26 protein-coding genes and 1 pseudogene are annotated in these 16,209 nt (G+C 44.5%); 20 read left to right on the forward strand and 7 right to left on the reverse strand.

From position 1 onward, the window contains the following. Positions 1-82: 82 nt before the first annotated feature. The 4 genes from Xhom_RS07075 to Xhom_RS07090 all read right to left on the reverse strand — a co-directional run bounded on the left by Xhom_RS07075 (position 83) and on the right by Xhom_RS07090 (position 2,819). Complete coding sequence (locus Xhom_RS07075) at positions 83-385, reverse strand: hypothetical protein (RefSeq protein WP_069318012.1); 303 nt, start codon at positions 383-385, stop codon at positions 83-85. A gap of 71 nt (positions 386-456) precedes the next feature. Beyond that, positions 457-1,284, reverse strand: a complete 828-nt coding sequence (locus Xhom_RS07080; RefSeq protein ID WP_069318013.1) for a YfdQ family protein — start codon at positions 1,282-1,284, stop codon at positions 457-459. A 64-nt stretch (positions 1,285-1,348) separates the two neighbouring features. Then, positions 1,349-1,720: a hypothetical protein gene (locus Xhom_RS07085; RefSeq protein ID WP_069318014.1), complete on the reverse strand. Its 372-nt coding sequence runs from the start codon at positions 1,718-1,720 to the stop codon at positions 1,349-1,351. 451 nt (positions 1,721-2,171) lie between these two features. Beyond that, on the reverse strand, positions 2,172-2,819 hold the full coding sequence (locus Xhom_RS07090) for a S24 family peptidase (RefSeq protein WP_069318015.1): 648 nt from the start codon (positions 2,817-2,819) through the stop codon (positions 2,172-2,174). A gap of 100 nt (positions 2,820-2,919) precedes the next feature. On the opposite strand from Xhom_RS07090, the gene Xhom_RS07095 reads away from it, so the two are divergent. The 20 genes and pseudogenes from Xhom_RS07095 to Xhom_RS07185 all read left to right on the forward strand — a co-directional run bounded on the left by Xhom_RS07095 (position 2,920) and on the right by Xhom_RS07185 (position 14,983). Then, positions 2,920-3,147: a Cro/CI family transcriptional regulator gene (locus Xhom_RS07095; RefSeq protein WP_069318016.1), complete on the forward strand. Its 228-nt coding sequence runs from the start codon at positions 2,920-2,922 to the stop codon at positions 3,145-3,147. A 37-nt stretch (positions 3,148-3,184) separates the two neighbouring features. Beyond that, positions 3,185-3,718 carry a YmfL family putative regulatory protein gene (locus Xhom_RS07100; RefSeq protein ID WP_069318017.1) on the forward strand — a complete coding sequence of 178 codons (534 nt, stop codon included), beginning with the start codon at positions 3,185-3,187 and terminating at the stop codon, positions 3,716-3,718. Between the two features lie 7 nt (positions 3,719-3,725). After that, positions 3,726-3,902 carry a hypothetical protein gene (locus Xhom_RS30035; RefSeq protein WP_157104629.1) on the forward strand — a complete coding sequence of 59 codons (177 nt, stop codon included), beginning with the start codon at positions 3,726-3,728 and terminating at the stop codon, positions 3,900-3,902. Continuing rightward, positions 3,892-4,074 (forward strand): DUF4222 domain-containing protein, encoded by a 183-nt coding sequence (locus tag Xhom_RS07105; RefSeq protein WP_069318018.1) that lies wholly within the window; start codon positions 3,892-3,894, stop codon positions 4,072-4,074. Before Xhom_RS30035 ends, Xhom_RS07105 begins: the two co-directional genes overlap by 11 nt. Before the next feature lie 9 nt (positions 4,075-4,083). Beyond that, positions 4,084-5,193 (forward strand): conserved phage C-terminal domain-containing protein, encoded by a 1,110-nt coding sequence (locus Xhom_RS07110; protein WP_069318019.1) that lies wholly within the window; start codon positions 4,084-4,086, stop codon positions 5,191-5,193. Further along, complete coding sequence (locus Xhom_RS07115; RefSeq protein ID WP_069318020.1) at positions 5,193-5,852, forward strand: phage N-6-adenine-methyltransferase; 660 nt, start codon at positions 5,193-5,195, stop codon at positions 5,850-5,852. Before Xhom_RS07110 ends, Xhom_RS07115 begins: the two co-directional genes overlap by 1 nt. Then, entirely contained in the window at positions 5,840-6,520 is a 681-nt protein-coding gene (locus Xhom_RS07120; RefSeq protein ID WP_069318021.1) for a phage antirepressor KilAC domain-containing protein, read from the forward strand. Before Xhom_RS07115 ends, Xhom_RS07120 begins: the two co-directional genes overlap by 13 nt. Further along, on the forward strand, positions 6,517-7,524 hold the full coding sequence (locus Xhom_RS07125) for a DUF968 domain-containing protein (protein ID WP_069318022.1): 1,008 nt from the start codon (positions 6,517-6,519) through the stop codon (positions 7,522-7,524). The genes Xhom_RS07120 and Xhom_RS07125 overlap by 4 nt, the downstream gene beginning before the upstream one ends. Beyond that, positions 7,524-8,201 (forward strand): bacteriophage antitermination protein Q, encoded by a 678-nt coding sequence (locus tag Xhom_RS07130; protein ID WP_069318023.1) that lies wholly within the window; start codon positions 7,524-7,526, stop codon positions 8,199-8,201. The genes Xhom_RS07125 and Xhom_RS07130 overlap by 1 nt, the downstream gene beginning before the upstream one ends. A 194-nt stretch (positions 8,202-8,395) precedes the next feature. Beyond that, complete coding sequence (locus tag Xhom_RS07135; RefSeq protein WP_069318024.1) at positions 8,396-8,596, forward strand: hypothetical protein; 201 nt, start codon at positions 8,396-8,398, stop codon at positions 8,594-8,596. A 107-nt stretch (positions 8,597-8,703) separates the two neighbouring features. Then, positions 8,704-9,741, forward strand: coding sequence for a DNA-methyltransferase (locus tag Xhom_RS07140; RefSeq protein WP_069318025.1), 1,038 nt, complete (start codon positions 8,704-8,706; stop codon positions 9,739-9,741). 152 nt (positions 9,742-9,893) lie between these two features. After that, positions 9,894-10,742, forward strand: a complete 849-nt coding sequence (locus tag Xhom_RS07145; RefSeq protein ID WP_069318026.1) for a DUF2829 domain-containing protein — start codon at positions 9,894-9,896, stop codon at positions 10,740-10,742. A 178-nt stretch (positions 10,743-10,920) separates the two neighbouring features. After that, complete coding sequence (locus Xhom_RS07150; RefSeq protein WP_145957432.1) at positions 10,921-11,205, forward strand: hypothetical protein; 285 nt, start codon at positions 10,921-10,923, stop codon at positions 11,203-11,205. 108 nt (positions 11,206-11,313) lie between these two features. Beyond that, positions 11,314-11,628, forward strand: a complete 315-nt coding sequence (locus Xhom_RS07155; protein ID WP_069318028.1) for a hypothetical protein — start codon at positions 11,314-11,316, stop codon at positions 11,626-11,628. 211 nt (positions 11,629-11,839) lie between these two features. After that, positions 11,840-12,613, forward strand: a complete 774-nt coding sequence (locus Xhom_RS07160; RefSeq protein WP_069318029.1) for a Thoeris anti-defense Tad2 family protein — start codon at positions 11,840-11,842, stop codon at positions 12,611-12,613. Positions 12,614-12,776: 163 nt separating this feature from the next. Beyond that, entirely contained in the window at positions 12,777-13,481 is a 705-nt protein-coding gene (locus tag Xhom_RS07165; RefSeq protein ID WP_069318030.1) for a DNA adenine methylase, read from the forward strand. Positions 13,482-13,565: 84 nt separating this feature from the next. Continuing rightward, the gene (locus Xhom_RS07170) at positions 13,566-13,874 is read left to right on the forward strand and encodes a phage holin family protein (RefSeq protein WP_069316231.1); all 309 of its coding nucleotides are present in this window, start codon (positions 13,566-13,568) and stop codon (positions 13,872-13,874) included. Further along, positions 13,871-14,305: pseudogene (locus Xhom_RS07175) on the forward strand (lysozyme). The gene Xhom_RS07170 and the pseudogene Xhom_RS07175 overlap by 4 nt, the downstream one beginning before the upstream one ends. Continuing rightward, a complete protein-coding gene (locus Xhom_RS07180) occupies positions 14,302-14,775 on the forward strand; it encodes a lysis protein (protein WP_069318031.1) in 474 nt (157 codons plus the stop codon). Before Xhom_RS07175 ends, Xhom_RS07180 begins: the two are co-directional and overlap by 4 nt. After that, on the forward strand, positions 14,756-14,983 hold the full coding sequence (locus Xhom_RS07185; protein WP_069318032.1) for an Acb2/Tad1 domain-containing protein: 228 nt from the start codon (positions 14,756-14,758) through the stop codon (positions 14,981-14,983). Before Xhom_RS07180 ends, Xhom_RS07185 begins: the two co-directional genes overlap by 20 nt. A gap of 417 nt (positions 14,984-15,400) precedes the next feature. Here the strand turns inward: Xhom_RS07185 and Xhom_RS39795 are convergent, their stop codons facing one another. The 3 genes from Xhom_RS39795 to Xhom_RS33320 form a co-directional block, all read right to left on the reverse strand. After that, a complete protein-coding gene (locus tag Xhom_RS39795; protein WP_257784748.1) occupies positions 15,401-15,526 on the reverse strand; it encodes a hypothetical protein in 126 nt (41 codons plus the stop codon). 35 nt (positions 15,527-15,561) lie between these two features. After that, a complete protein-coding gene (locus tag Xhom_RS30040; RefSeq protein WP_157104630.1) occupies positions 15,562-15,711 on the reverse strand; it encodes a hypothetical protein in 150 nt (49 codons plus the stop codon). A gap of 311 nt (positions 15,712-16,022) precedes the next feature. Further along, positions 16,023-16,209: hypothetical protein (locus Xhom_RS33320; protein WP_211287889.1), on the reverse strand; the 187-nt coding region annotated here is incomplete at its 5' end.

Genomic DNA, 16,209 nt, shown 5'->3' on the forward strand with positions numbered 1-16,209 from the left:
GATTTGTGACAATAACGGCAATAGACGTCAGCTTTGGCCATGCTTTACCCTTAAAAGGCGGGAAGCATATCACAACAACTAACTATTTAATACATGACCGTTTTTCTAATTTTTGATATTCAGGCAATATGGCTTTTAATGGCGATGGAAGATCTTTTAAATACGCCTCCGTTGCATCGTGTAATAACGCCTCTAATGCAAACTCAGGCTTTACTAATTTACTCACCAGAACGCTATGTTCTGCAACAGAATAAAATTGCTCTATCTGTCCAGCATATCGACATTCATTAGAAAGTCCCTGAGCAATATCTTCGAGGCAAATAGAAGATTCCGATATATTGGAAAGATATATATGCTTTTTTGTATACGTAGTTAACCAAGACATATATTAATTACTCCACACAGTTTTAAATAAGCGCCGTAATAACGACATAACGACGCTTAATTTTCTATTTATTATTTGGCTGAGAAATTACCGATAAATGTTTCAATATTTGCATCTTGGAATTCAATCGTCAGGAGATCGCGAAATTCTCCAGCGATAGCTTCTTCCTTAGCTTCTAATTGCACAATGCGCAGTACTAACTGAGGAACATTATCACCTGTCAGGATGCTGTAACGTAGTTTAAACCTACGTTCTGACAGACCATCATAAGGAATGCACTTAAATTCAAATACTGCAGGCATAACCTCTTTGCTTTTGGCTTCAACGCTTTCCAGAACAGAGCGCTTTCCACTGAAATCATGTTCTTCATGATCTTGAGATTGTGTGGCTTCAATGGTGATACGACGAATGGCAGCAACGGCTTTTTTGATATCCAACACATTGCCATCAGAATCAAACGCTATTAAATGTTCATGCCAATCTTCCAGCCATTCAGCCAGCTCTTTTTGCCGTTGTTTGCGGGCATTAATATCCAACAGAGCACGGAACGGGGCTGTTTTCTTCAGCGTAATGCTGGCAGTATTGTCTGCATGACCAGGATGAGAAATGGTACCGAGGTTAAAAACAGTTTCAGCCCGCATTTTCTCAGCATCAATAAAGCACCGGACGCCTTCACCAGAATAACTCAGAGAATATTTAACAAAATCGTCAATACTGGTCGTTTTCATTTCGCCACGAAAGCGATATCGAGAGTTATTAAACTCTTCCAGACTTTCGATATTGTAATTTTCAGGAATAAGAGCAGCAGCAAAATCGGTTTTTTTAATTGTATCCAACGATGATGCAGCAATACTCATTTCCTGAATTTGAGAAATAGCTGTGTTATCTAATTGAGACATGAAATCCTCCACTCTTTATTTTGAGTATTAATTAATATTGAAATTAAAATATAAATAGCTGAAATCAGTTTGCTGTTTTTAATTTTCGGTTCGGATCTCCGTTAAGGGAAAATAATTGCCCCTGATCTTCCTGCATAACTGTTAATTTACCGCCTTTACCCACATACATTGGTGTTTCAGTGGTATCCTCTTCTGAGGATTTACCGCGAGGTGTTGGCGAAGTGAATTTCAATTTATGAGATATCATGACGCGCTTTTCTTCGATGGAGTTGTTCAGGCGAGAGATATCCATCTCAATAATAATTTTACCTTTACTGCCATTGTTTATTACGCCCAGCGCAACTGCATTTAATGATGCTGATAGTTTATTTTCGAAAACACCCGCGTCTAACTCGGATAAAAAATCGGGTACCACGGTTTTTCTATTTTCACTCATGTTAACCTCCGTTGGTTATGGTTATTACTCCACACAGTTTTTGGTTACTCCACACTTATAGATAAGGCCACCAGCTACCCGACCTACCTAAAGAAAACAAACCAGTGACCTTATCTATAAGTGCTAAAAAAGTGCGGCTGACCAATCAGAACATTATCTTCGCTCCTCCTGGTGTTGGCTGATGAAGAATCGGTTAGCCGCAAATTACAGCAATCCTTCCTTGGTGTTCATGGTTTTGATTTGGGTCACTTGATGATTTAAATCTAAGTTAACTTAGTTTTAAATGCAAGAGAATAATATAAGAAAATTTATTTTTGTGGGATTTTTTTCGATTAGGAAAGAGGATTTTTGGTTATGTAATTGTTAATAATAATTTTTATGAAGCAGTGAAATTTACATAGAAAGGAGAACGGGGAAGGTAACGCCCGCCAATGACGGGCATTACTGTTATTTAAATCTCATATTGGACGCTGCATGCAACAGCCAAAATTGTGCACTGCTCATCGACAAGGGTACTCTGGTACTGAGTATTTAATGGCATTAAGTATTGCTGTGAACCATCTATAACTAATTTTTTGATGATTAAATGTTTTTTTTCGCCGTCAGTGATTTGAGCTAAAACTACTTTCCCTTCTGTTGGCTTTAATTTGGGGTCGAAAACAACAATAGCACCCGCTGGTATCCCCCCTCCATTAGAGGTATTCATTGAGTCATTTGGCATGCGCAGTGCAAATGAATCTGGGGAGACATTGACAAAAGAGATAATTGTTTGTGTTTTGTTATTCATGATAGGGACTCCTTTCGAATTTACATACCGAAGGGCGTCATCCCAAATCGTAAACAAAGGCACCTCATTTGCCTGCTGCATGGAAATCAATGGGATAGTTGAGTCTTCAATACCATATAGAAGATAATTTTCAGTTGTATTCAGAACCTTGGCTAATTTGCTCAACGCCTTACCTTTGGGTTCGTTCAGATCTTTCTCCCAATAGCCAACAGTTACACCTGAAACCCCTATGGATTTCCCCAAATCCACTTGGGTGAGTTTTCGCTGTTTTCTCAGATGCTTTATTCGAATACCCAAAGATGTGTCATTCATACAATGCCCGATAAAAAAATTAACTAAGTAATTTTAGCTTCTATTGATCTAAATGAAATTAGGATTTAGTATCTAAGTTTGTTTAGATATAGGAGCTCGTATGACTGTCGATGAAATCGTGTGCCACTTCGGCACAATCAAAAAAACTGCCGAATTTTATGGAGTGACTCCAGAGGCAGTTTCTATGTGGAAGAGGCGAGCTGGTGGCCTCATCCCTAAATCCAGAGCGTTAGAAGCAGAACTGCGCACTAGGGGAAAGCTGAAATACAGGACGGATCTGTATGAAAAAGTGCAGATCCAAGTAAACAAAAGAGTAGTCGAAAACTGAAATAAATAAACCACAGAAGAACAAGGGGAGTTGTGGGATGAAAAACTGGCAGATAGAAAAACAACCCGTGTGGTATTCGCGGGTTGTGAAAAAGATGATCACCCAACTCAACGGGGGTTACAAAGAAGCGTCTGAGTGGCTGGGGATTACTGAGAATTCAGTCTACAACCGTCTGCGCCCCGAGGGGGATCAGCTCTTTCCTGTCGGGTTTGCTGAAGTCATTCAAAACGCCTGTGGGGAACCATTGCTGGTGGAAGAAATGGCACGACGGGCTGGTGGTGTGTTTGTTCCGTCGCCGGCGGTGGAGGTGGACAGGGAAGATATTACCACCAAGTTCAATGAATTGGTTGGAAAGATGGGTGAGCTGGCGCAGCGCTGGAATGAATTTACCGCCGATGGCGTGATTGATCAGCAGGAACGGGAAGAGCTGAATTACATCGGCGAACGGTTACAAGTGCTGACATTAGAATATCTGAGTCTGTCATATCGCTATTTCTGCCCGCCTGAAAAAGTTGACGCCCCAGATTCGCGGTCTGAGGCGTCGGCGCGTCAAAAACATTGTGTGGAGTAATTAACGCATGAGCAGTGTAACCAAAAATCAGGGTATTGCGCAAATTCGTTGCCGCTTCACACCGGGTGATGCCACCACACCGTTCTGCTATGAAATCAGGATACTGGGTAAGTGGGCGCCGACCAACCACGGATTTACTCAGTGGGCTGCGGGTGAATACAGGAAACGGGGTCATGGGCAATGAGAACATTAAAAAACTGGATCGCCGTTATCGTGATAAGCGCGGTATCGAAGTTCATGTCATTGGCTGGGATGTTGAACGTCGGTGGGTCGTTTTTATGCGAAAAGGCTATGAGCATCCGTGCGTGGAACCGTTGCGGCACTTCAAAGAAAAATACACCCGTATGGATGAGTGAGGGGATGGTATGAGTTTGTTATTGTTAAAAAATCGTCCACTGGTGGTCATTCCTGAACTGGCGGTGCGCCTCGGGTTGAATGAGGCTATTGTTTTACAGCAGATTCAATACTGGCTGATTGAAACCGCGTCCGGCATTGAGGCAAATGGTCGCCGCTGGATCTATAACACCATTGAGAAATGGCAGGAGCAATTCCCGTTTTTTTCCGAATCCACCATTAAGCGTGCGTTTGCTAATTTAAAAAAAATGGGCGTGCTATGCATTGAACAAATTAATAAATCTAACCACGACCGTACGAATTACTATTCGATAAATTATGAACATGCGTTATTGAACGATGAGGTCAAAATGACCCCTTCGAACAATCCAAAACCAAATAATCGAAAAGGTCAAAATGACCCTATCGATAAGCGCAAATTGAAACAGTCAAACGGGTCAGAATGCGCCACTCTGAACGGGTCAAATTGGCCTGATCTTACAGAGAATACAACAGAGATTACTTCAGAGAATACAACAGAGACTAACTCTTCTTGTCAGGTTCCCGAGGAACCCGACGCCGCTCGACAGGTATTGAATTATTTCAATCAGGTTACTAATTCCAGCTACCGTGACGGTAAAACTACGGTGGGATATATCCGCGCTCGACTGAGTGAAGATTATGCTCCAGAAGATCTAACATTGATCACCGACTACCTGACTGCCAAATGGGCAAATGATGGCAAAATGCGGGATTACCTGCGCCCGAAAACCCTGTTTAGCCCGGAAAATTGTGCGGAATATTTCGATAAGGCCCGCAAATGGTGCCAGGCAGGGCGTCCGCCATATGTTAACGGCCGCTGGCTGAAAGCCGGAGAAACAGACACCGTCATCGATACCGTGGAGCGTGACGCCACATTCAGACAGCTATTTTCAACAGGCTGGACCCCGGCAAACCGTATTCAGGAACGGGCGGCACAATTGGCACGTAAAGCGGGAGTGGGTCGCATGAGTGAGGTGACTGGACTGGCTGCTTGGCGTGGGATTTGGAAGCAGGCCGCAGAACAGATTGCGAGAGAAGATCTGCCATCGGGATTTCGGGTTGTTGGGGGAAGCCCCGATCAGGGGGAGGGAATTATCTAATGGTGGATTCTAGCGTCTACTTACAACTGTTACAGGCACTGAAAGAGCAATCCACCCACAAACTGGCTGATATTGGCGATCAGTGGTGTACGCCTGATGAGATTTTCTGGGGCATTAATGCCATATTCGGCCCATTGGTACTTGATTTGTTCAGCGATGGCCATAATGCCAAATGTTCGAATTTTTACACGGCAGAAGATAACGCACTGACACGGGACTGGTCTGAAAAGCTGAAAGAGCTGGGTTGTGGCGCTGCGTTTGCCAACCCACCTTACAGCCGGGCAAAACAACAGGCGGGACAGCATATCACCGGCATGACACATATCATGAATCACGCACGGGCAATGCGAGCAAAATTTGGCCGTTATGTTTTTCTGATTAAGGCTGCGACCAGTGAAACATGGTGGCCTGAGCAGGCGGATCATGTGGCGTTTATTCGTGGGCGCATAGGATTCGATTTACCAACATGGTTTGTACCGGCGGATGAAAAACAGGTACCAACAGGGGCTTTCTTTGCGGGGGCGGTTGTTGTGCTGGATAAGCAGTGGCAAGGGACATCCATCAGTTATATCGACAGGGATGAGTTAATTGCTAAAGGCAAGGCGTCTCTGTCACAGGTGAAATGGCGGATGGAAAGGGGGACGGCATGTCAAATTTAATGATGCACAGATTAACCATGTCGAGTAGGGAAATTGCGGACCTGGTTGAGTCCCGGCATGATTCAGTTAAACGAGCCGTCGAACGGCTGGCAGAGCGTGCAATTATTCAACGCCCACCAATGGTGGAAGTCAAAAATCACCAAAATCAGACCACTTATGAATACCGGATAGGCAAACGTGACAGTTACGTGGTGGTTGCACAGTTATCCCCTGAATTTACTGCTCGGCTGGTAGATCGCTGGCAGGCACTGGAACAGCACCAAATTTCTCATATCCCCCAAACGCTGCCTGACGCATTGCGGTTAGCGGCAGATTTAGCAGAGCACAATCAGGCGTTGGAATCACAATTAGCAGATGCCGCCCCAAAAGTGGCGTTTGTTGATCGGTATGTGGATGCGCGTGGGTCAATGACATTTCGGCAGGTTTGCAAGCTGATTGAGGCAAAAGAACCGGAGTTTCGCGGGTTCCTGTTGGACAGGCGGATCATGTATCGATTGAATGGCACGATGATGCCCTACCAGAATCACATCGATGCAAAACGGTTTGAAGTGAAGACAGGCGCAAATATCACTAATGCTCATGCGTTCACGCAATCACGGTTTACCACGAAGGGAATTCGCTGGGTGGCGGGGTTGTGGGCGGAATACAAAGTGGGGTGCATGGCATGAATTATTTACTGACCCCACACATTGTCCGTGATCTGGGGCTGGTGGTCTTTAAGCCGGGTCGCCAGCTCCTGAATGGGTTTTATGGCAGGATGTTGCTCACGCCTGAGCCTGCTACGCTCAAGTCTGCGCCTTCAGGGAAAGTAGCGGAGGGGCAATGGCTGGCAGCGGATGAGCGTTTACAGCCATTTTTTCAGCATGAACGTGTCATCAAAGCTGCTGGTGGATTGGAAGCGATGAAGCACTATATCACCCAAACTATCTCATTCTGTCAGGCGGAGGATGAGGAGGGTTATCATCATCATCTACTGACAATAACAGAACACAATAACAGTGTTGTCAGAACATGTTGGCATCATGATAACCAGTGCCGGGACGGCTCAGATCGCATACAGGGCGCCGCAGAACAAAACCTGTCTCAATGGGTGCTGTATAACGTGATCAGTTATTTCCGCTTGCCTGCCCACCATCAGGTAACGTGGCCGGAATTGTTCAGTTGGGCGGTCATTCATCGGGTGACGAATTTGCTCCCGTCACTTATCAGTCATCGCGCCCTGCAGCGGGCAGATGACCATGGAGAAAAAATTGAAAGCACCACCAGCGAGCACGATATCCGATGGGAGACCCTGACTTCACAGGATATTGTTAATGAGCGCGTGGATCAGGTTAAAAATGTACTGGCGGTAGAGGTTGACGCTGAGCCGCCCAGTAGCTTTATGCGTTTGCCAAAATTAAAACGGTGGCGCAATACCCCATGGTTGCAATGGGTTAAATCCCAGCCCTGTGCGGCCTGTCAGCGTCCTGCCGATGATCCCCACCACATTATCGGTCATGGGCAGGGCGGAATGGGCACTAAGGCACATGATTTGTTCTGCCTGCCACTTTGCCGGGAATGTCATGACGAACTACATCGGGACAGGCTGGCATGGGAAGAGAAACACGGCAGCCAAGTGGATTTATTATTTCGTTTTTTGGACAGATCACTGGGGATAGGGGCAATCAAATAATGATAAAATGGTACTCGCATGATTTGCAGTACGTGCGTACTCAGATTATTCCCGCGCTGGCGGATATGGCCGGTGAAACCAAGGGACAATTGGCCGCATTTGAAGACTCTCCACTGACATGCACAGATCACTACAAGCGCAATAAAACCCGAATCAGGGTGGGAAATTACTGGGTGGTACGGGATACTGATCCGGTTTTTTGTCCTGAAACACGAATGAGAAAACAGCCCAAACCGCCTATTAACCCGATAACATACAGTTTGAGTTCGTGGCGGCGGGCAGTACTGGCGATGGATAAACCCAAACTGGCATGGGTGTTGTACTGTTATGCACATTCCCTGGATTATCGCTATCAGGTTGAAATATGCGAATATCTTTGGGGAGGCTTTCTGGCAGGGCAAGCAGCCCGAAGGTTGTCAATCAAAGTGAGCACGAGATTAAAAGGATTGGTATGGTTGGCCGTTCAGCAATGTGTTAAGGCGTATCGTTCAGAGAGTTTCTGCTCTTATACCAGATCAGAATTGGCTGGCTTGGCTGGGGTGAGTTTATACAATTGGAAAAATAATTATGCGGCACATTGGAGCGCCTTGGTAGAGTTATGCGAAACCATGGATAGAGAAGCACTTCAAGATATTACCAGATTAAGAATTGAACAAAAATCAAACCATGATCTATAAAACTTGCAAAAGTGTCCGAAATCAGCCATATTTTAATCAATTCTGATATCTTGCCAGAATTGTAAGTAATAAATTAACCCACTTAATAGGTGGGTTTTTTATTGCCTGAAATTAAGAATAAGACTTGCTGTTGCCATTGGTCAGAGTTACATGTGTGTTCATGCCGATTAACTGACCAAAAGGTTAAAATTATCATGCTAAAACATGAAGATATGACAACAACAGCCGCCTGTGTTTTGGAAACAGCCCCCCTGTATGACTGGGCTTCTGTTTCAGATATTTCTACCCTGACGGGGCTATCAGCGCCACGTTGCCAATTACTGTTAACTCAATTTTGTCTGGCTGGCCTGATGGAAAGCCGGGACAACGACACCTTTTTTAAGCGTTGCCCCTGATGGGGCAGTTTCTTAAGCGGTGAAATGAACGGCTGGTGGATTGAATAACGTCAGCCTTTCATCCTGTGCTTCCAGAGAGCAAGCCAGCGTCGAGAGGAAAAAAGCGGATGGATGTTCGCCCTATCACATTAGTCAACGACGACTCTCTAAAATTTATCAAAACTCTGCCGGATAACTGCATCGACTTAATCGCCACTGACCCGCCGTACTTTCGTGTGAAAGACTGCAGCTGGGATAACCAGTGGGAGGACGTCACGGCCTACCTTGCGTGGCTGGATGAACTACTGTCTGAATTCTGGCGGGTATTGAAACCTAACGGCAGTCTGTATATGTTTTGTGGTTCGCGTCTGGCCTCTGATACTGAGCTGCTGGTGCGGGAACGGTTTAACGTGCTGAACCATATTATCTGGGCGAAACCGTCTGGCCCGTGGCGCAGGCAGAATAAAGAAAGCCTGAGAATGTATTTTCCGGCAACAGAAAGGATCATCTTTGCTGAACATTACCAAGGTCCCTATCACCCAAAAGGCAATGGCTATTTCAAACAATGCCGGGAACTGAAACAGTCGGTGTTTAAACCACTAATCGATTATTTTCGTGATGCACGGAAAACGTTAGGTATCACGGCAAAAGACATTCACGCCGCCACTGGGAAGCAGATGGCCAGTCATTGGTTCAGCGACAGCCAGTGGCAGTTACCCAATGAAGGGGATTATAAAAAGCTGCAGGTATTGTTTGAATGTGTCGCTGAAGAAAAGCACCAACGTGGAGAATTAAACAAACCCTATCGTGAGCTGGTGGAATCGAACCTTACCTTGTCACGCCAGTATGAAGAATTGCGGCAGGAATACGGTTTGTTGCGCCGTTCGTTCTCGGTCACGGTAGAAGTGCCTTATACCGATGTCTGGCATTTTTCACCTGTTCAGTATTATCCGGGCAAACATCCTTGCGAAAAGCCGGCTGACCTCATGACGCATATTATCCAGTCCAGCAGCCGCGAAGGGGATCTGGTGGCCGATTTATTTATGGGGTCTGGGTCGACACTGAAAGCGGCGTTAAAACTCAATCGTCGTGTGCTGGGCGTTGAACTGGAAGAAGAACGGTTTAAGCAGACGGAACAAGAAATCAAATTATTCATAAATAAATGAAATTGATTTCAGTGGATTGTAGAAATGACCACACAAGGCTAATCGATATATTCAATCATAAGGATTTATTAATATATTCATCCTGTTTAACAGCAGGCGAAAATTAAATATTAAATTTAACTTCCCATTATTTATAAATATAAGGAAATAATATGTCTGAATTTATTAAGCCTGAACATGAATGTCCATTTGACCCAAAACACTATCAATGTGACTGCTTTATTGCACCGGTGGGTTCATTCTCTTGGGCGTTGATTCAATTAAAACTACGCAAACGTGTTGCCCGTTCTGTCTGGGGTGGCAAAGGGATGTATCTGGCTATCACTCCACGAGTAAATGATTTAACTGTGGAAGAAGGCAGCGCTTATGCGGTTGATGGTGTCGCGGTTGGGACTCAGTACGATTATCTGACGCATATCGATCTGCGCAATGAGCATGGTAATTTTGTTCCATGGCAACCAACGCAAGAAGATATGATGGCATGTGACTGGAAATTTTTTGAGGATAAGGTAAAGCCAGAACCTGATACGAAACCAGAACCAGAAGTAAAACAAGAGCCGGAACTGAAATCAAAACCTTACACTGTGGTCTTTGATATAACTCCTGTTAGAGATGAAAAAACTCGATGGGGAGCATTACACGTTGATGAAAAACCACCAATTATGATTGAAAATAATCTGGAGCTCGCAAATATAGGGGGAGCTACATGGACTATTAGTGATCATTATAACGACCCTGATGAGAAGAAAGAGCATGGAGATCAGTTCAGTGTAAATCTTATACCTGAGATTCGTGACACACCCCTCTTTCAGGATCTTCGAAAAAGAAAATTAATAATTACAGTTAATGGGGAAACATATAATCTTGGAAATTGTTTAAGATGGTCAAAAATTGATTTTACTAATTGGTTTACTTACCGTGGTGAAGATGCTGAAAAAATCGGTAGTCTTTTAAAACAATCAGATAAAACATTCCGCTTCTACTGTAATTGGTATGAGTAATATCTCAAACGTTCTAGGGTAGTCTTTTTGTAGTCAATTTCCGTTTTTTCTCCCTCATTTGAGGGGCGAAAATAAGAAGTGACTATAGATCATTAACCAATTTTGCCACCGCAATCACTCACAGAACCTCAGTAGCTTCTATTGCGGCTGGCATCCTATAAACTCACTAGTGAGGTGAATGATGAATATTGAAGTCGCCATGCCACAAAAATCTAACCGGATTGACAAAGCTAAGCTCGAACTAGCAAAAGAAGGTAACGGTGATTTTAGGGTAGCTATCATTAATACATTGACAGCTAAAGTTGTTGTTGCCGGTATCAGTGATGTACATGGCTTGAAGGTCTCATTTGAGTATTCAGAAGACTTTGTGACGGATGAAGTTACCTTGAAAGCGTTTAATGACAGAGCCGTGGCTTTTGCTGAGAAAACAATGAAGGATTTAAAAATCCCCATGTTAACCTGATCTTCAGCGAAAAAGAGAACGCCCCGTTTGCTAACCATAGATAACCCATGTTCCGCGTTCTCAGACAATAGTTACTATCTGAGCCTTTTTCATTTCTGGGGGGAATGAATGTCTGCACTAATCACCGAATTTTTAGTTATCCGTCCTGCATCTGAACAACCCACGCCGGATATGAACGGCAAAGAGGTGCTGGTCTTGAATCCTTGCGATGGCTGGCACATTGGTTATGTCAACTTCTGGGATGGAGAATACAGCGGTATCTACCGATGGATAGGTGAGGAGTTTGAGCCTCGGTACTTTTATGTCGCCTGGGCACTTTTGCCGGATGGCTTGAAAATGGGCGATGCTTTCGAAGATCAGAGTGCGACACCGGAAGAACATGATCGTTACTGGGCAGCAAGAAAGATGCCGAACGGGAAATAAGTTTTCTGCCAGCACCAAACTTCAAATATACAACTTACTGAATCAAGCACTCGACTAATAGACAGATTTTATAATACGCCACCCTATTTTAAGGCGTATTAATTCTGCAATTGGTTATTCAATTGAGATAAAAATCCGACCTAAGTAAGATTAACTGGCAATTTAGCAGTAGGATGAAATGACCTTTAACGAATAATAAAGTGAGGGATTTATGTCTGAAGTTAATAAGCCGGATAATAAAAAATGCTCATTTAATCCTGATCAATACAAATATAAGAAAAGTATTGATATTGAAGTTGACGATGTAGCACCTGTGGGTTCTTTCCCGTGGGCGGTGATTCAAGTGTATTTGAATAAACCAGTAAGGCGTAGCGACTGGGATTCTAATATATACCTTATGCCTAAATACGATGATTCAGGTAGCGTTATCTATCTTCAGTGGCTGGATAAAGATGGAAACATCTTACCTTGGACGCCTGAGCAGGAAGATATGGTGGCTTGTGATTGGGTTTCTATGGATTGTATGCTGGCTTTTAGGCTAAAACTGGGAACCAGTAAGTACGGAGGTACTTCTGACACTGGGGCTCCTGGCCAAGATTGGGGGTATATGACCATACATGGAGACAAAATTTCAAATGAATCCACTTTCGGTACGTTAACTAAAATTCAGAATAAAACAGATATTGAGAACATTTTAATGTTCTATTGGGAGGATCGGCAAGGTTACAGAAACTTACGTCTGAAAACATCTTCCAATCAAGAAAATTATCAGAATATGCTGAATTTAACGAAAAAATCCCTTTATATAACTGTCGATGGGGTGTCCTATAATGTTGGCGCTCCGGTGGTGCCACCATCCTACCCAACTAACGATGGCACTAATTATTGGTACACTGCTTTTTATGAAAATGATGATGCACAAAAGGTAGGCACCATACTGAAACAAACTGACGAAATTAAGATTTTTTGCCTTAACTGGAAATAAATCATCCAAATCTACATCCTGAATTCAAGGTCACGCAATGCGTGGCCTTTTTCGTATCTGCACTCCTAACTGATTGATATTCATTCGATATCGGAATTCCGGTAACGGAATCTATTTATTTTCTGGCTGCACCAACAGAGCGGGAGGCGGAGCAGTGAAATACATGGGCAGTAAATCCCGTATCGCAAAATATGTTGCGCCCTTCATCTTGGCGCACTTAACGACAGAGACAGTTTATGTTGAGCCCTTTGCTGGCGGCATGAACATGGTGAGTCACATAAATGATGCTCACACGGGTACCGTTATTGCGGCTGACAGCCACGCCTATCTGATGGAAATGTGGTTGGCGTTGTTATCCGGCTGGGAACCTCCGGGACGAATATCACGAGAGCAGTATTACGCAATAAAAAACAATAAAACTGAAATACCGCATTTAACAGGCTGGGTGGGGTTTAATTGTAGTTATGCGGGGCGATGGTTTAACGGGTACGTGGGGGTAACACAAACTCAATCACGGGTTCGTGACCATCAATTAGAGGCTCGCAACAACATTCAGCGACAGCTGACTAAATTAGATGGCGTAATATTGCAGTGTTGCGATTACCGGGAATTAAATATACCGACGGGGGCGGTCGTTTATTGTGATCCGCCCTACGCCAATACGACAGGATACCAAGACTCATTTGACTCAATTGAATTTTGGGACTGGGTTCGTGAATTATCGCGCCGTTGCACGGTCTTTGTTAGTGAATATACCGCACCCGATGATTTTAATTGCATTTGGTCGCGCGAGGTGGTTAGCGGTATCTCAGGAACAAAAACAACCTCAATTGAATCGCTGTTTATGATGAAATCCAATCCAGTTTAATTTTTAAACTTTTCCGACTAACTCAACTCACAGGGGCGACCATAGCTCACCCCACGGACGCCCATTGTTCTAATGGGGTGGATTATGCGTATGCCAAACAAAGACCCAAGCAGCTTTGAACTGTATCAATGGCTGCTGCTTTTGCTGCTTTCAGCCTGGGGCGGAATAGTCCGCTACCTTATCGATTTAAAAACTAACAATACCCGCTGGAGTTGGTTTGGGGCCTTTGCTCAGGTCGCCATTTCAGGCTTTACCGGATTGATAGGGGGTTTTATCAGCCTTGAGGCGGGACTGAGTTTATTTCTGACCTATGCCAGCGCGGGCATGTCCGGCGCCATGGGAAGCATAGCCCTCACATATTTCTGGAACAGAGTGACAGGTGACCAACGATGAAAATCAGCGAGAACGGTTTGAGATTTATTCAGCAATGGGAAGGCCTGAAACTGAAAGCCTATCCCGATCCTGCGACGGGAGGCATTCCGTGGACGATTGGCTACGGGCATACAAAAGGTGTTAAGAAAGGCGATGTGATTACAGAGCAGCAGGCCGAAGATTTTTTACACGATGACCTCACATTCGCTTACGCCACACTGGAGTGATGGGTTAAGGTGCCACTGACTCAAGGTCAGTTTGATGCCCTATGTTCCTTTATCTTCAATTGCGGCAGCGGCAACTTCTCCGGTTCTACTTTATTGAAGAAACTCAATGCCGGTGACTACAAAGGTGCGGCGGCGGAGTTTCCCCGATGGGATAAAGCGGCAGGTAAGGTGATGAACGGGCTGACTAAGCGCAGGGCATCTGAGCAACAGATGTTTTTGTCATGAAACTCAGCGCAACCCACTACACGATCATGGCTCTGATAGGGATGACAGCGGTGGCCTATTATTACCGTTCTGAGTATGTGAAACAGAAAATCACCAACGACTATCAGTCCGATGAAATCCAGCAACTGACTGACCGTATCAACGACCAGAACACGCACATTGATATCCTGCATGAACAGGATGTTAAACGTCTTAAGGTACTTGCCAATGCTAAATCTAAGATTGATCAGCTCAGTGACAATTTGCGTACTAACACTCAGCGCGTGTTCGTCAAAGCCGAGTGCCCCGTGCATGAAACCTCTGCCCCCTCCGGCGTGGATAGTTCAAGACCCGCCAGACTGGCGAAAGACGCTGAACAAGATTATGTACGTCTCCTCGGAGAGCTTGAAACCCTCGAAAGCCAGTTCCTTGGATTGAGGGATTACGTGAATACTGAATGCAGAGGAAACAATGGAAAACCAACACCGTAAAATCACCGGCTATCGTGAATTAACCCAAGATGAAATTGATTGCATGAACAAGATTAAGGCACTGGGTGAGGAAATAGGTCAGCTTTATGATCACCTTGTAAAACCCAATACTGATGTTGATATGCGTTGGTTGCTCGAAGGTCGTACTGACCTACAAAAAGGGATCATGTGCTGGGTTCGTGCCGTGGCTAAACCAACCACATTCTGACTGATTGCCCCCTCAGAGCCAATGATACTGGGGTGGCAGGAATAGGTTAGGGCGCAGTGTGGGTGAGTCATGAGAGGACGGCAGGAATGAACCGTCCTACTCGGTTTTATAGTATGTTCAATTTGGCTAATTTGCCGGTGGAATATAAGGGGGAATTGGAATTACGGGTTTTGGCAAAGGAAAAAAGGGCATACGAAATGTTTCCCTGTAGATGTTAGAACGCGTACAGGGCCACTCAATGGTGCGCTGGGAGAATCAGCATAAGTTAGCACTGGAGCTAAAATAGCCGAACCCGCCAACAGGCAAAAAAGAATGAATTTTTTCATTTTACTCTCCACTTGTAACGTCATTATCAAAAGTTTGATAAGCCTAATAATCGTAGACTCTACCCAACAATAAACGAATAATGCTTAACAATTAGTTAACGCCTGAAACTAAAGTCAATATTTCTTTGCCCATTCCTTGAGTGGTTGAAGGAATACGGATAACGCATGCTGCCACTTCATTCCTACCGCGTACCCAACGCACACGGACTGGTGGCATTTTTATTTGCGTCGGGTTATCGCCGTCTGACGGTATTAGCTGAGACCTGTTCCCTTTGCATCGAGCGTACCGACAGAATCAAAAATAACCCATGCCACCGTGTAGGACGGATCATTATCAGCAACATCCGCTGTAGGCAGAAAAAATGATGTGACAGCCGGAGAGACGGCCTGCCTTGCCATCATGATTCATTGAGTCGTGATAGCTATGCAGTAGAGACCAAAGTCCGATTATCGGACATTGCCCATATTTAGGGCACTGACAGTAGCCTAAGTATAAAGTAGACTGAAACTTCAATAAGATTAATGAACAAAAGGAGTTTGGGTATGATAATGATTCTGATTATTTATGTTCTTATGGTACCTGCGATTACCGTGCTAACGGTTGCTTTATTGATTGGATTGATAGCTGCATACCGAGAATTAAAGGCACGCAATACACAATTTAATTGGCTGCTCATTATACTATTAGGTACTGGACTTGCTGTCTCGTTCTATTATTTTTGTATTGTTTGGGCTAAGGTTTTCGCCATCATCAAAATGGTATAAAAGGTCACGCTTAGCATCTGACAACCAACCACCTCCGGGTGGTTTTTTGCTTTATGGAGGGCAGCACATGCCACCCCGTATCCCCCGCGCCTGCCGCAAGCAGGGTTGCCCCAAGACCACCACCGACCGAAGCGG

The sequence above is a fragment of the Xenorhabdus hominickii genome (genome assembly GCF_002632725.1).
Classification (GTDB): Bacteria; Pseudomonadota; Gammaproteobacteria; order Enterobacterales; family Enterobacteriaceae; genus Xenorhabdus; species Xenorhabdus hominickii.